This window comes from Priestia sp. YIM B13489, from assembly GCF_042787645.1.
Classification (GTDB): domain Bacteria; phylum Bacillota; class Bacilli; order Bacillales; family Bacillaceae_H; genus Priestia; species Priestia megaterium.
Window position 1 is genome coordinate 121,582 of the sequence record NZ_JBHZOQ010000036.1, and the last position, 14,816, is coordinate 136,397.

At 39.8% G+C, this 14,816-nt stretch carries 12 protein-coding genes; 11 read left to right on the plus strand and 1 reads right to left on the minus strand.

Annotated features, from left to right (window positions below; genetic code table 11):
• Window positions 1–131: 131 nt before the first annotated feature.
• Window positions 132–386, minus strand: a complete 255-nt coding sequence (locus ACFX4W_RS02505; RefSeq protein ID WP_043981172.1) for an HPr family phosphocarrier protein — start codon at window positions 384–386, stop codon at window positions 132–134.
• Window positions 387–1,325: 939 nt separating this feature from the next.
• On the opposite strand from ACFX4W_RS02505, the gene iolE reads away from it, so the two are divergent.
• From iolE to iolG, 11 genes are all read left to right on the plus strand, one after another.
• Window positions 1,326–2,219: a myo-inosose-2 dehydratase gene (gene iolE / locus ACFX4W_RS02510; RefSeq protein ID WP_043981174.1), complete on the plus strand. Its 894-nt coding sequence runs from the start codon at window positions 1,326–1,328 to the stop codon at window positions 2,217–2,219.
• A gap of 20 nt (window positions 2,220–2,239) precedes the next feature.
• Complete coding sequence (locus ACFX4W_RS02515) at window positions 2,240–3,658, plus strand: sugar porter family MFS transporter (protein ID WP_043981176.1); 1,419 nt, start codon at window positions 2,240–2,242, stop codon at window positions 3,656–3,658.
• Between the two features lie 22 nt (window positions 3,659–3,680).
• Window positions 3,681–4,538, plus strand: coding sequence for a 2-keto-myo-inositol isomerase (gene iolI / locus ACFX4W_RS02520; protein ID WP_043981178.1), 858 nt, complete (start codon window positions 3,681–3,683; stop codon window positions 4,536–4,538).
• 46 nt (window positions 4,539–4,584) lie between these two features.
• Window positions 4,585–5,424 (plus strand): class II fructose-1,6-bisphosphate aldolase, encoded by an 840-nt coding sequence (gene fba / locus ACFX4W_RS02525; RefSeq protein WP_280560730.1) that lies wholly within the window; start codon window positions 4,585–4,587, stop codon window positions 5,422–5,424.
• A gap of 295 nt (window positions 5,425–5,719) precedes the next feature.
• Window positions 5,720–6,475 (plus strand): DeoR/GlpR family DNA-binding transcription regulator, encoded by a 756-nt coding sequence (locus ACFX4W_RS02530; RefSeq protein ID WP_230183273.1) that lies wholly within the window; start codon window positions 5,720–5,722, stop codon window positions 6,473–6,475.
• Window positions 6,476–7,072: 597 nt separating this feature from the next.
• Complete coding sequence (gene iolD, locus ACFX4W_RS02535) at window positions 7,073–8,995, plus strand: 3D-(3,5/4)-trihydroxycyclohexane-1,2-dione acylhydrolase (decyclizing) (protein ID WP_162214673.1); 1,923 nt, start codon at window positions 7,073–7,075, stop codon at window positions 8,993–8,995.
• 95 nt (window positions 8,996–9,090) lie between these two features.
• The gene (gene iolB / locus ACFX4W_RS02540) at window positions 9,091–9,909 is read left to right on the plus strand and encodes a 5-deoxy-glucuronate isomerase (protein WP_165574867.1); all 819 of its coding nucleotides are present in this window, start codon (window positions 9,091–9,093) and stop codon (window positions 9,907–9,909) included.
• A 15-nt stretch (window positions 9,910–9,924) separates the two neighbouring features.
• Complete coding sequence (gene iolC, locus ACFX4W_RS02545; RefSeq protein ID WP_280560035.1) at window positions 9,925–10,932, plus strand: 5-dehydro-2-deoxygluconokinase; 1,008 nt, start codon at window positions 9,925–9,927, stop codon at window positions 10,930–10,932.
• Between the two features lie 24 nt (window positions 10,933–10,956).
• Complete coding sequence (locus tag ACFX4W_RS02550; protein ID WP_043981187.1) at window positions 10,957–12,414, plus strand: CoA-acylating methylmalonate-semialdehyde dehydrogenase; 1,458 nt, start codon at window positions 10,957–10,959, stop codon at window positions 12,412–12,414.
• A gap of 113 nt (window positions 12,415–12,527) precedes the next feature.
• Window positions 12,528–13,715: an MFS transporter gene (locus ACFX4W_RS02555; RefSeq protein WP_377559224.1), complete on the plus strand. Its 1,188-nt coding sequence runs from the start codon at window positions 12,528–12,530 to the stop codon at window positions 13,713–13,715.
• Between the two features lie 62 nt (window positions 13,716–13,777).
• Window positions 13,778–14,815 (plus strand): bifunctional inositol 2-dehydrogenase/D-chiro-inositol 1-dehydrogenase, encoded by a 1,038-nt coding sequence (gene iolG, locus ACFX4W_RS02560; protein WP_280560033.1) that lies wholly within the window; start codon window positions 13,778–13,780, stop codon window positions 14,813–14,815.
• Window position 14,816 lies beyond the last annotated feature (1 nt).

Consider the following 14,816-nt stretch of genomic DNA (forward strand, 5'->3'; position numbering starts at 1 on the left):
TGTATTTAAAAGCTACAACACTAGCTTAAACGTTAAAGTCGACTTTAAAGCAAGAGTTTTTTTAAAAAAATTTGCTTTCTATGATTTTATGAAAAAAGGAGAGTAAGGAATAGTGTAGCAGCTTTTTATCTCTATTTAGTCAAAAGAAATTCTTCAAGGGTGCGAGCGGCGGCGTGTTCATCCGCTCCATTTGTCAGTAACGTTATTTCATCTCCTTTTTTAACAGCTAAAGCCATGACCTTCATGATGCTTTTTCCACTTACACACTTTCCATCTTTCGAAATAAAAATGTCACTTTGAAACGAACAAGCTTCACGTGCAAATAAAGCTGTATGTCTAGCTTGAAGTCCTTCAGAAAGCTGCACCGTTATTCTTTTAATCAGCATTGTATTTCCCCTTTTTTGTATTTTAAAAACTGTAAAACTAGCTTAAACGTTAAAGTTAACTTTAAGGCAAGAGGTAATTTGGATAAAAAATGGAAAGGGAACAAAAGGTAAGGCTAATGTTAATGCACATAGTGATCCTGCTGTTAGTACGAGGGAATGTAAACGAAGTGTAAAGCCGATTATAAAAGAAAGTTCTCATAAATTCTTTTAGTGGATGACCAAAACACGTAAGAAGAGACCCTAAAAAAGAAAGGAAAATGATGAAATACTAAGCAAATGAGAAGATTCTCCTCTTTTAACAGATATGTCTACGTTTTCATGCGGAATGTTTCCGTTTCCACTGACTTTGTCAAACAGTAGACAATTGTTGATAATAGAGCTATATAAGAGGCAAAGGAGACGATGAAATGAAAAAATCTATTTCAAAAGTAGAGAAGTTCATAACTGAATTTAAAACGTCAATGACAAGCTACGGAGAAGCTATTATAAAAGTAAAAGGAAACTGATTATAAAAAGGTGCAGGTCATTTTTTCATAAATCCATTCCATAAATTCATACTAAATAATCATACTATTAAAATAAGAAATATAACTTTTCTCATAAAAGCTTTATCTATTGTTGAAATAACAGTAGATAAAGCTTTTTTATGTGGTTATATAAGTGGATACGATATCTTTTATAACTAGCATTTTTAGAAGTCATAGGATTTTAGGCAATTGCAGTGTATAAAAAATTCTGAAATTTTATTATTGACTGAAAGCGTTTTTAATATTAATATTAATTCAAACTTAACCAATATTTAACCAACACATAACAAATGAGTTTTTTTATCTACAAATGAAATCGATTTCATTTGTAGAGTTATAAGATTGGTAAGTTTTATCACTATCTATTGTTAGTGAGGCAGCATTAAACAATAAGGGGAAAAGAGGAATCAAAATGGGAAACGAAAATATTCTGTGGGGAATTGCTCCAATCGGCTGGAGAAATGACGATATTCCTGAAATTGGTGCAGAAAACACACTGCAGCATCTGTTAAGCGATATCGTCGTAGCGGGCTTTCAAGGAACGGAAGTGGGAGGTTTTTTTCCTGAACCAAGCATATTAAACAAAGAGCTTGAGCTTCGAAACTTAAAAATTGCAGGTCAATGGTTTAGCAGTTTTATCATTCGTGATGGGATAGAGGAGACGTCAAATTTATTTCACAAACATTGTCAGTATCTGCAGGAAGTGCATGCTGATGTGGCGGTCGTATCTGAGCAAACTTATAGTGTTCAAGGGATTGAAAGAAATGTTTTTGCTGAAAAACCTTATTTCAGTGATCAAGAATGGGAAGCATTATGTGCAGGATTAAATGAGCTGGGAAAAATCGCAGCAGAATATGGTTTACGCCTTGTCTATCATCACCATATGGGGACAGGTGTACAGACATTAGCTGAAATTGATCGATTAATGGAAGGAACCGACGCAAATCATGTTCATCTTTTATATGATACGGGACATATTTACGTTTCTGACGGAGACTATATGGAGCTATTACATAAACATATAGATCGTATTAAACACGTTCATTTTAAGGATGCAAGAAGAAACGTGCTGGAGCAGTGCAAAAAAGAAGGAAAGTCATTTTTGCAGTCGTTTCTAGCCGGTATGTTTACCGTTCCTGGTGATGGATGTGTAGATTTTACAAACGTGTATAAAGCGTTAGTTGATTACAATTACAAAGGATGGATTGTAGTGGAGGCGGAACAAGACCCTTCTATTGCGCATCCATTGGAATATGCTTTAATGGCCCGAAAGTACATTAACGAAAAGTTAGTTATTCATTCTTAAAATAAGACGGGGGAATTAGCATGGGTAAACAGGGAAATCAATATTCATTTTTACGTACGATCATTTTAGTTTCTACGTTTGGTGGACTGCTTTTTGGATATGACACGGGAGTTATCAACGGGGCATTGCCTTATATGTCTGAATCTGATCAATTGAATCTCAACTCTTTTACTCAAGGTCTTGTGACGAGTGCTCTGTTATTTGGTGCTGCATTTGGTGCGGTAGTAGGCGGCAGACTAGCAGATTATAACGGGCGGCGTAAAACGATTCTGTATCTCGCCATTCTATTTTTTGTTTCCACAATTGGATGTACAATTTCGCCAAACGCAGCTGTTATGATCCTTTGCCGTTTCCTATTAGGACTTGCTGTAGGGGGCGCATCTGTTACCGTACCGACATATTTAGCAGAAATGTCACCAGCTGAAAGCCGGGGGAAAATGGTAACTCAAAATGAACTTATGATTGTTACTGGTCAACTTCTTGCCTTTACGTTTAACGCGATTATCGGAAATATGCTAGGAGAAAACCCTCACGTTTGGCGATACATGCTGCCAATCGCTGCCATTCCAGCTGTCTTTTTATTCTTTGGTATGCTTAGAGTACCAGAAAGTCCGCGCTGGCTTGTGTCAAAAGGGAAAAATAACGAAGCGCTAACGGTTCTTCAAAAGATACGGGAAAGTAAAAGAGCCAAATCAGAGCTGCAGGAGATTGAGAGCGCTTACGAACAAGAAGCAAAAATGGAAAAAGCAACGTTTAAAGACTTAACAACTCCGTGGGTTCGAAGAGTCGTTTTCCTTGGTATTGGAATTGCTGTCGTACAGCAAATTACCGGCGTAAACTCCATCATGTATTACGGCACTGAAATTTTAAAAGACGCAGGTTTTCAAACAGAAGCTGCCCTTATTGGAAATATCGGAAATGGGGTCATCTCCGTTTTAGCCACGTTTGTAGGCATTTGGCTGCTAGGTAAAGTTGGACGCAGACCAATGCTTATAACAGGATTGGTAGGAACGACTACTGCCCTGCTGCTGATTGGTATATTTTCTCTTGTATTTGAAGGGTCCGCGGCACTTCCATATATCGTATTAGCACTAACAATTACGTTCCTCGCATTTCAGCAAGGAGCTATATCTCCGGTAACGTGGCTAATGCTTTCAGAAATTTTCCCTTTACGATTAAGAGGCTTAGGGATGGGTGTTACCGTATTTTGTCTGTGGGGAATTAACTTCCTTGTAGGTTTAACGTTTCCTGTTTTACTGGCCAGCATTGGCTTATCCACTACGTTTTTTGTCTTTGTTGTATTCGGAATCGGAGCGATTTTATTTGTTAAAAAGTTTTTACCGGAAACAAAAGGGCTTACGCTTGAAGAACTGGAGCAAAGGTTCCGCAGCTATGATAATGAAGACGCTGACGTCATGAATGACAATAAAATTATTTAAGTAAAGAATGGAGAGAATCATTATGAAACTATGTTTTAACGAAGCAACAACATTAGAAAATTCAAATCTTGTAAAGGACCTTGAATATTGCAGCAAGCACGGATATGATTATATCGAAATTCGCACGATGGATAAACTCCCTGAGTATTTAGAAAGTCACTCAATGGATGATTTAGCGCAGTTTTTTAATACAAATCATATTAAACCGCTAGCGCTGAACGCTTTAGTTTTCTTTAATAACCGCAGTGAAAAAGAGTACCAGGAAGTGATAGAAGAGTTTAAGAGTATGCTAGAAACCGCTCAAAAGATAGGTGCTCCCTATATCGTAGCCGTTCCTTTAGTAACGGAACAAAAAATCGTAAAAGCAGAGATTAAAAATAGCTGCGTACAAGTGCTGAATGAATTATCGGAATTGGCTGAACCTTACGGAGTTAAAATCGCCGTTGAGTTTGTAGGACACCCTCAGTGTACGGTTAATACGTTTGATCAAGCGTATGACATTGTGCAAACGGTGAACCGAGATAACGTAGGATTAGTACTTGACTGCTTCCACTTCCATGCGATGGGATCAAAGTTGGAAGACTTAAAACAAGCGGATATTTCTAAAATATTTATCGTTCATATTGATGACACGGAAGATTTTCCTATTGGCTTCTTAACAGATGAAGACCGAGTATGGCCAGGTCTAGGAGCAATTGATTTAGATGCTATTTTCTCAACATTAAAAGAAAAAGGCTATAATGACGCGGTATCTGTAGAGCTATTCCGACCTGAATATTATCAATTAAACGCGGAAGAAGCAATTAAGACGGCTAAAGAGACAACCGTTAAGGCTATCTCGGAATACTACAGCTTTCAAACAACAAAATCATATTCATGATAAGGAGTGTCAGTCAGTGACGTTAGTATCTTCAAAACTAGTATCAATGAAAGATATGCTTCATGCCGCTAAAAAAGGAAACTATGCGGTTGGTCAGTATAATATTAACAGCCTGCAGTGGGCACAGGCTATTTTACAAGCTGCCGAAGAGGAAAAAGCGCCTGTCATTGCAGCCGTTTCAGACAGGCTTGTGGACTATTTAGGCGGATTTAAAACCATTGTAGGCATGATTGAAGGTTTGTTAGAAGAAATGAATATTACTGTTCCTGTCGCGCTTCACTTAGATCACGGTATGAGTGTAGAAAGATGTAAAAAAGCTATCGACGCTGGGTTTAGCTCGGTCATGTTTGACGGTTCTCATTACTCAATTGATGAAAATATTGCCATGACTAAGCAAGTAGTAGACTATGCTGGTGCTCAATATGTCTCAGTTGAAGCTGAAGTCGGAACAGTCGGAGGAATGGAAGACGGGCTTGTTGGCAACATCGTGTACGCTGATCCCGCTGAATGTCTGCGTCTTGTAAAAGAAACGGGAGTCGATGCGTTGGCAGCTGCTTTAGGTTCCGTTCACGGACAGTACCAAGGCGAACCTCAGCTGGGCTTTGACGAAATGAAAGAAATAGCTGACTTAACAGATGTGCCGCTGGTGTTACACGGAGGTTCTGGTATACCAAACTACCAAATTCAAAAAGCAATAGCTCTTGGACATGCAAAGATTAATGTGAACACCGAGTGCCTTCAGGCTTGGACGCGTGCTGTCCGTCACACGTTGGAAAGTGACAGTGACGTGTATGATCCGCGAACCATTCTTGCACCGGGAAAAGAAGCGGTGATGGCGACTGTAAAAGAGAAAATGAGAGAGTTTCATACAAGTCATAAAGCTTAATAAAAAAGAGGCTGAGACAAAAGAATTACAGTTGAAGCAAGATCCGAACGATGAATGGAGATTCTTGATAGAAAATCCAGCTCGTTCGGATTTTTTCTTTGGTAGGATTTTAATCGATTGAGTTGCTTCTAGCTTATGTTATGTATCTAACTTGTTTGTCTTTAGCTGGAAATAATGGAGTTATGTCTCAATCTCTCTTTGTTTTAGCAGTTACTCTTCTAGAAAATGCCTTTTGTAAAGGTTATAATAGTAAGTAATAAAAAAGCGAAAAGAAAGATAAACGGGAGAGGTAGAAATGTTAAAAACGAAGCGGATTCAACAAATTCAAGAGTATGTTTTTGAACATGAATCTGTCTCATTAGATGATTTGGTTTCGGTGTTTGAAGTCTCCAAAAACACGATTCGACGCGACGTTCAAAAGTTAGTGGATGAAGGGCATATTAAAAAAGTATACGGCGGAGTAGCCGTTAATCATGTGAAGCTTGAATCATTTAATGAAAGACAAACAAGAAATCAGTTTCAAAAGCGTTTAATTGCCAAAACGGCAGCTCAGTACGTAGAAGACGGAGACGTCATCTTTATTGATTCAGGAACTACCACGTTAGAAATGATTGAATTTCTAAAGAACAAATCAATAACGATTGTTACAAATAGTTTAGATGTTATAGTAAAAGCCTTGCCTTTTGATGCGTTAAAAGTAATTTCTACGGGCGGCTATCTTGAGCGTGAAACTCAATCATTTTCAAGCTTTAACCATGCCAATCCTGTAAAGAATTACAACTTTGATAAAGTATTTATGGCTTCTACGGGTATTTCCATATCAAATGGCGTTACCAATTCATCGCCCGTTGAAAGTGAAATCAAAGAAACGGTCATAAAAAGAAGCACAAAAGTGTTTTTATTAGCAGATCATACAAAATTTGATAAGTATGCAATGATTACGTATTGTCAGCTGCATGAAGTGGATTATTTAATTACAGATAAAGTGGACGTCAGCTATCAGCACTATGCAAAAGAAAATGAGATTACGTTTGTCCTTGCAGAAGAATAAGTGTTTTTGAGTGATTATACATATGCTTAGACTTAGAGCCCGTAGGCATACTAAAGAAGTATGCCTTTTCTTTTTTCTTCACATTGAGCTTCTTTAGAAAGCGATTACAGTGAATAAAAAGATAAACTAACAAAATTTTTAAAAAAGTATTTACAAAGTAAACTGAATATTATAAACTAGGTTCATAGATAAGAAAGCGTTTCTAAAACTAGATGAAATCGATTTCATTGAACGGGGCTACATGTACAATAAGATTGGTTTTCCAGGTAAGACAAAGCATAGAAAAATGATGGGGAAGTTAAGGATGGAGTTTGGAAAATATTTTTTTAACACCAAATGAAATCGATTTCATTTGAAAGTGGAATTTATGATGAATTTTCGAGCTTTTCTCCATCTTCAAGCGTTAAAAAGTACAGGGGATGAAAGTGTTTGTCTCATCGCTAAATAGTAGCTGAAACAAAGGAAAGAGCTAGGAAGTAAAAGGGTAGAACCTCATTTATTGCATTAAATGAAATCGATTTCATTTAAAAATGTGAAAAAAGGGTAGAAAAATCAATCTGATGGTGATCAATTTCAGAAGATAAGGTAGGAAGGTATATGAAAACGATAAGATTAACAACGAGTCAAGCTTTAGTGAAATTTCTAAATCAGCAATATGTAGAGTTTGATGGAAAAAAAGAGCGTTTTATCAAAGGAGTATTCACCATTTTTGGACATGGAAATGTAGTGGGGATCGGGCAAGCGCTGCAGGAAAACCCAGGCGACCTTGAAGTATATCAAGGCAGAAACGAGCAGGGAATGGCTCATGCTGCAGTAGCCTTTGCCAAACAAAAACATCGAAAGCAAATCATGGCCTGCTCTTCTTCCGTTGGTCCAGGTTCAGCGAATATGGTTACATCGGCTGCGACAGCTACTGCAAACAATATTCCGGTGCTGCTTTTGCCAAGCGATGTGTTTGCCACTCGCCAGCCGGACCCGGTTCTTCAACAAATTGAACAGACGCATGATTTATCTCTTTCTACAAATGATGCTTTCCGGTCCGTCAGCAAGTACTGGGATCGAGTAAGCCGTCCAGAACAGCTGATGTCGGCTATGATCAATGCGATGCGTGTATTAACAGATCCGGCAGATACAGGAGCCGTTACAATTGCGCTGCCGCAGGATGTACAAGGGGAAGCGTGGGATTTTCCAGAAAGTTTCTTCCGTGAGCGTACCCACCTGATCGAACGCCGCGAGCCTTCGCAAGAAAGTATCAGAAATGCAGTGGAGCTGATTAAATCAAAGAAAAAGCCTCTTCTTATTTTAGGCGGCGGCGTTCGTTATTCAGAGGCTGCGAATGCATTTGCTGCATTTGCTGAAAAGTTTCATATTCCATTTAGCGAAACGCAAGCTGGAAAAAGCGGGCTTGAAAGCAATCATCCTTTAAATCTAGGAGGAGTTGGCGTAACAGGTAACAGCGCTGCTAATAAAATAGCGCAATCTGCGGATTTAATTATTGGCGTGGGGACACGTTTTACAGATTTCACAACTTCTTCAAAGCTGTTTTACGCTGAGACGGATGTATTAACCATTAACATTTCTGAATTTCACGCATCAAAATTGGAGGCTACTAAAATTGTCGCGGATGCCAAAGTGGGTCTTGAAGCTCTTTCGTCTGCATTAGAAGGTTATAAATCAGGCTATGAAACTGAAATTGAAGAAGCCAAATTAAAGTGGAATCAAGAGCTGACTCGTTTAAAAAATATTGCATACACAGGCAAAGAATTTATTCCGGAAATTAAAGGGCATTTTGATCACAGCCTGTCGGAGTATAAAGATAGCCTAAGCACCGAACTTGTCCAAACGACTGTGCTTGGCAAAGTAAACGAACTAATTGCACCTGATTCTATTATTACATGTGCAGCGGGAAGCCTCCCAGGTGACCTTCAGCGTATGTGGATCTCAAATGAACGTAATACGTATCACCTTGAATACGGATATTCATGTATGGGCTATGAAATTGCTTCTGCCTTAGGCGCTAAGATGGCTGAGCCGGATAAAGAAGTGTATGCAATGGTAGGAGACGGAAGCTACTTAATGCTTCATAGTGAGCTGGTAACGAGCATTCAAGAAGGAATTAAAATAAATATTGTTCTTTTTGATAATTCCGGCTTTGGCTGCATCAACAACTTGCAGATGGATAATGGAATTGAAAGCTTCGGCACAGAGTTCCGCGTTCGTAACCCGCGGACGGGGCAGCTTGATGGAGATATTATGCGCATCAACTTTGCTCAATCTGGAGCTGCGTACGGAGCCAAAACATACGAAGTGTATACGATGGAAGAACTTGAATATGCCATTGAAGATTCAAAAAAACAAAGTGTTAGTACACTGATTGACATTAAAGTTCTTCCAAAAACAATGACGGACGGCTACGATTCTTGGTGGCATGTAGGAGTAGCAGCCGTATCTGAAAGCTCAAACGTTCAAACGGCGTTTGAAGGCAAAGAAAGCCAGTTACAAAAGGCAAGAAAATATTAATCTTTTAAAAAGCTAGAATATCCAGTTTGCTTGATTAAAGAGTGTCCCTAGCATAAACACGTTAAAAAATAAGAAATAGAAAGGTGTGGAAAGGAATGGCTGATTTAATCGTACCAACACAAACAGCTGACAGTGATGGAAACGTACTAAGCATCACCCCACAATCTGCAGGATGGGAGTACATTGGCTTTGACGTTTACTCATTAAAAAAAGGCCAAAAGCTTAAAAAAAATACGGAAAATCAAGAGATTTGTATTGTGATTTTAACCGGTAAGTCCAACATTTCTACAAAAGAAGAGAAATGGGAAAACATCGGACAGCGAATGAATATCTTTGAAAAAATCCCTCCGTACTCCGTATATGTATCGAATGATGATCACTATGAAGTAGAAGCTGTAACCGACTTGGAAATTGCGGTTTGCGCAGCACCTGGAAAAGGTACATACCCTGCTCGTTTAATTACGCCGCAAGATGTAGGCGTAGAGCATCGCGGAGCAGGAAATATCGCGAGACAAGTCCATAATATTCTTCCTGAACAAAAGCCGGCCGATAGTCTGCTGGTAGTGGAAGTGTTTACGCCGGAAGGAAACTGGTCAAGCTATCCTCCTCATAAGCACGATCAAGACAACTTGCCGCATGAATCGTATTTAGAGGAAACGTATTATCATAAAGTCAACCCAGGACATGGATTTGCGATTCAACGAGTATATACGGACGATCAATCTCTAGATGAAACAATGGTCCTTAAAGATGGAGATGCAGTCTTGGTTCCTAAAGGGTATCATCCGGTATCTGCTCCTCCAGGTTATGAAGTTTATTATTTAAACGTCATGGCTGGTCCTGTGCGAACATGGAAATTTAATAATAGCAAAGACCATGAATGGATTATGGAAGAAAAATTAGCATTAAAGTAAGGAGACGACGTGACTATGAGTTATTTAACATTTGATTCACAAAAGCGATTTGACCTTCTTGCAGTAGGAAGGCTTTGCATCGACTTGAATGCAAATGAATTTAATCGCCCGATGGAAGAAACGATGACGTTTACAAAATACGTAGGAGGATCTCCTGCTAACATCGCTATTGGTCTTTCAAGGCTTGGAATGAAGACAGGCTTTATTGGAAAAGTGTCAAATGATCAAATGGGCCGCTTCAGCACTAGATATTTAAATCAAAATAACATTAACACGGAAGGCATTGTAGTTGATCAAACAGGAGCTGTAACGGGACTGGCCTTTACTGAAATTAAAAGTCCTGAAGAGTGCAGCATCCTGATGTACCGTGATAACGTGGCAGACTTAAAGCTCCATCCAACAGAAGTTTCTGAAGAGTATATTAAGCAATCAAAAGCGCTGCTTATCTCTGGAACAGCTCTTGCTAAAAGTCCTTCAAGAGAAGCCGTGTTTCTTGCTCTTGAATATGCGAGAAAACATAGCGTAGTCGTATTCTTTGATGTCGACTACCGGCCGTATACGTGGGAATCAGAAGCTGAGACTGCCGTCTACTATAATTTAGCGGCAGAAAAATCAGACGTAATTATCGGTACGCGAGAAGAATTCGATATGATGGAAAAGCTTTTAAATTATGAAGAATCAAATGATCAAGTTACAGCTGAACGATGGTTTTCCCATCATGCTAAGATTGTCGTAATCAAGCATGGAGGAGAAGGGTCGATTGCTTATACAAAAGACGGCCAGTCTCATCGAGGCGGCATCTTTAAAACGAAAGTGCTTAAAACATTTGGAGCTGGCGACTCTTACGCATCTGCTTTTATCTACGGGTTAATGCAAGGGTTTACAATTCCTGAAGCGATGAGATTTGGCGGTGCTTCTGCTTCCATCGTTATTTCAAAACACAGTTCTTCAGATGCAATGCCAACTGTAGAAGAAATTAAGCAGTTTATGGATACAGCCGAAGAAGTTCTGCAACAAGCGTAATCAAAAATTGAGAGGAGAATGAACATGACACAAACAACAGTAAAAACAGTAAAAAACTATATTGGCGGCGAATGGGTGGATTCATCTACAAGTCTGACAGAACCAGTTTATAATCCTGCAACGGGTGAAGTCATTGCAGAGGTACCTCTTTCCACAAAAGCAGATGTAGATCAAGCGGTGCAAGCTGCAAATGAAGCCTTCAAAGGATGGGCAAAAACTGCGGTGCCAAAACGTGCGCGTATTCTATTTAAATATCAGCAGCTATTAGTAGATAACTGGGACGAGTTAGCGAAGCTTGTGACGCTTGAAAACGGAAAGAGCTTTAATGAAGCGCGCGGAGAAGTACAACGCGGAATTGAATGTGTAGAATTCGCAGCGGGTGCTCCTACGTTAATGATGGGAAAACAGCTTCCTGATATTGCAACGGGCATTGAGTCTGGCATGTATCGCTATCCAATCGGTGTTATTGGCGGGATCACGCCGTTCAACTTCCCGATGATGGTTCCTTGCTGGATGTTCCCTCTTGCAATTGCTTGCGGTAATACATTTGTATTAAAGCCGTCTGAGCGCACGCCGCTTTTAGCAGCAAGATTAGTAGAATTATTTGAAGAAGCTGGATTGCCAAAAGGCGTATTAAACATTGTCAACGGCGCGCATGATGTGGTAAACGGCCTTCTTGAACATAAATTAGTGAAAGCAATTTCGTTTGTAGGTTCACAGCCAGTAGCTGAATATGTGTATAAAAAAGGTACAGAAAACTTAAAGCGTGTTCAAGCATTAGCGGGTGCTAAAAACCACTCAATCGTATTAAACGATGCAGATTTAAACGTAGCAACAAAACAAATTATCGGAGCTGCTTTCGGTTCAGCAGGTGAACGCTGCATGGCAGCATCTGTCGTGACGGTGCAAGAAGACGTGGCAGATGAATTAATCTCACGACTTGTTCAAGAATCAAACAATATTGTCATTGGAAACGGATTAGAAAAAGATGTTTTCTTAGGGCCGGTTATTCGTGAAAACCATAAAGAACGTACGCTTAGCTATATTGAAGCTGGCGTAGAAGAAGGAGCTCGCTTAGTTCGTGACGGCCGAGAAGATCACGCGGTAAAAGAGAACGGCTATTTTGTTGGACCCACTATTTTTGATAACGTTACACAAGAAATGAAAATCTGGCAAGACGAAATCTTTGCACCGGTGCTTTCTATCGTGCGTGTAAAAACATTAGGAGAAGCAATTGACATTGCTAATAATTCTCGATTCGCAAACGGAGCTTGTATCTATACAGACAGCGGCGCAAGCGTACGTGAGTTCCGTGAAAATATTGATTCAGGCATGCTAGGAGTGAACGTAGGGGTGCCGGCACCTATGGCGTTCTTCCCATTCTCAGGCTGGAAAGACTCTTTCTACGGCGATCTTCATGCCAACGGTACGGACGGCGTAGAGTTTTATACAAGAAAGAAAATGGTTACGGCACGCTACTAAGAATTTACTTATCGTACGATGGGATACTAGCGACATTTGCTAGTACCCTGTAGTACAATCGTATAAAAAAATAAAAGTCGGTTTTTTCGTCGCAACAAAATGGAAGTGATTAGTTGAGTGCTATAAGTACCGTCAAAGATAAGTATCTTTTTGCAGCCGTTTCATTTATCTTTTGGTTCTCGCAGTTTATTTACGTACCTATTTTGTCTCCTTATATGGAAGGGCTGGGAGGCAAGTATGCCTTTATTGGTGTAGTGTTAAGCAGCTATGGACTCATGCAGCTATTATGTCGCTTGCCGCTCGGGATCTTTTCAGACTTTGTGAAAGTGAGAAAACCGTTTGTTATCTTCGGCATGATAGCCAGCATGTCAAGCTGCCTGCTATTTTCGTTGACCGATAGCTTAATAGGCGTGTTTATATCACGCTGCTTGGCTGGATTGGCAGCAGCAACGTGGGTTGCCTTTACGATTTTATATTCAAGCTACTTTGAACGTGAAAAAACTACTCGTGCTATGAATATCATTTCGTTTATAGTGGTTTTGGCTCAGCTTTTGGGTATGAGTTTAAGCGGTTACATTATAAATGAGTGGGGATGGCATGCTCCGTTTTGGATAGGAACAATCTTGAGTGTAATAGGCGCTATTCTTTCTCTTTTCATTTACGAGCCCAAAGAGAACGTAAAGAGATCGCCTATAAAGCTTAAAGAATTAATGAGCGTAATAAAAGAGCCGTCGCTATTAAAAATTTCGCTTCTATCTATTCTAGCACACAGCATTATTTTCACGACCATGTTTGGTTTTACTCCTGCGTACGCATTAAGCGCAGGATTTAAAGAGAGCGAGCTGAGTTTGATTGTCTTTTCCTTTATGATCCCTCATGCGGCTGCTCCTCTTATTATGGAAAAGCTATTTGTTTGGCGCTTCGGAAAATGGAGCATCTTGAAGGCCGCCTTTTTTCTGGCTGCATTCTTTACCTGTATGATTCCTATGACGGAAAATAAACTTTTGCTTTGTATCATTCAAAGCGTGAACGGGTTTTCATTAGGATTAGTGTTTCCTCTTATGCTAGGAATGTCTATTGAAAGAATAGCTGCAGAAAAGAGAGCTACGGCGATGGGAGGCTACCAAGCGCTGTATGCGTTAGGAATATTCGGAGGTCCTTTTGCTGCAGGAATATTAAATTCTTGGACGGGACTTAAAGCAGGCTTCTTTTTTGCAGCAGCCTTAGGGTTAACCGCTACTGCTTTTGCAGCGGCATGGGATAAGAAAGAAGCGTCATATAAAGTTTTTAAAGCAAAATAAAACGTGGAACCAAGCATTTATTTCTATTTTTAAAGCTCACATATTAAAGGAGGCCATAGATTATGGTGTTGAAAATTGGTGTTATTGGAACAGGAGCAATCGGACAAGATCATATTAGAAGAATTACAAATACGTTATCAGGCGGAAAAATTGTTGCGGTTACGGATGTAAATCAAGAACAAGCAAAAGCTGTTGTAAAAAATCAAAACTTGGATGCCGTTATTTACGATGATGGACATGAGTTAATTAAATCAGAAGAAGTAGATGCAGTTGTTGTGACTTCTTGGGGGCCGACGCACGAGGAGTTTGTGCTGGCAGCGATTCAAGCTGGAAAACCTGTATTTTGCGAAAAGCCGCTTGCTACAACGGCAGAAGGCTGTAAAAGAATCGTTGACGCTGAAATTACACACGGCAAGCCGTTGGTGCAAGTTGGTTATATGCGCCGCTACGATACAGGGTATCGCGCTTTAAAGAAAGTGATTGAAAGCGGGCAAATTGGTGAAGCATTAATGGTTCACTGCGCACACAGAAATCCTACGGTACCTGATACATACACGGGTGATATGTCAATCGTTGATACATTCATCCACGAAATTGACGTTTTGCGCTGGTTATTAAATGACGATTATGTATCTGTTCAAATCGTGGCACCGCGAAAAACGAGCAAGGCACTTGAACATCTGCAAGATCCAATTATGGTGCTGCTTGAAACAAAGCAAGGCGTTCGAATCGATGCTGAGGTTTTTGTCAACTGCCAGTACGGCTATGATATTCAATGTCAAGTAGTAGGAGAAACAGGAATCGCTAATTTACCTGAGCCTTCAAGCGTCGTGTTGCGCAGTGAAGCAAAAAAATCTACTGAAATTTTAGTAGATTGGAAAGATCGATTCATTGACTCTTATGATACAGAGCTGCAAGACTGGATTAACTCAACGCTTAAAGGCGAAGTGAATGGACCAACTGCTTGGGACGGTTACGTTGCGGCCGTTACTTCAGATGCTTGCTTAGAAGCGAAAAAATCAGGAAACATTGTTCCTATTTCGTTAGGTGAACGTCCTGATTTCTACCATAAAACGTTAGCTGCAGCAGGCAAACTGTAAT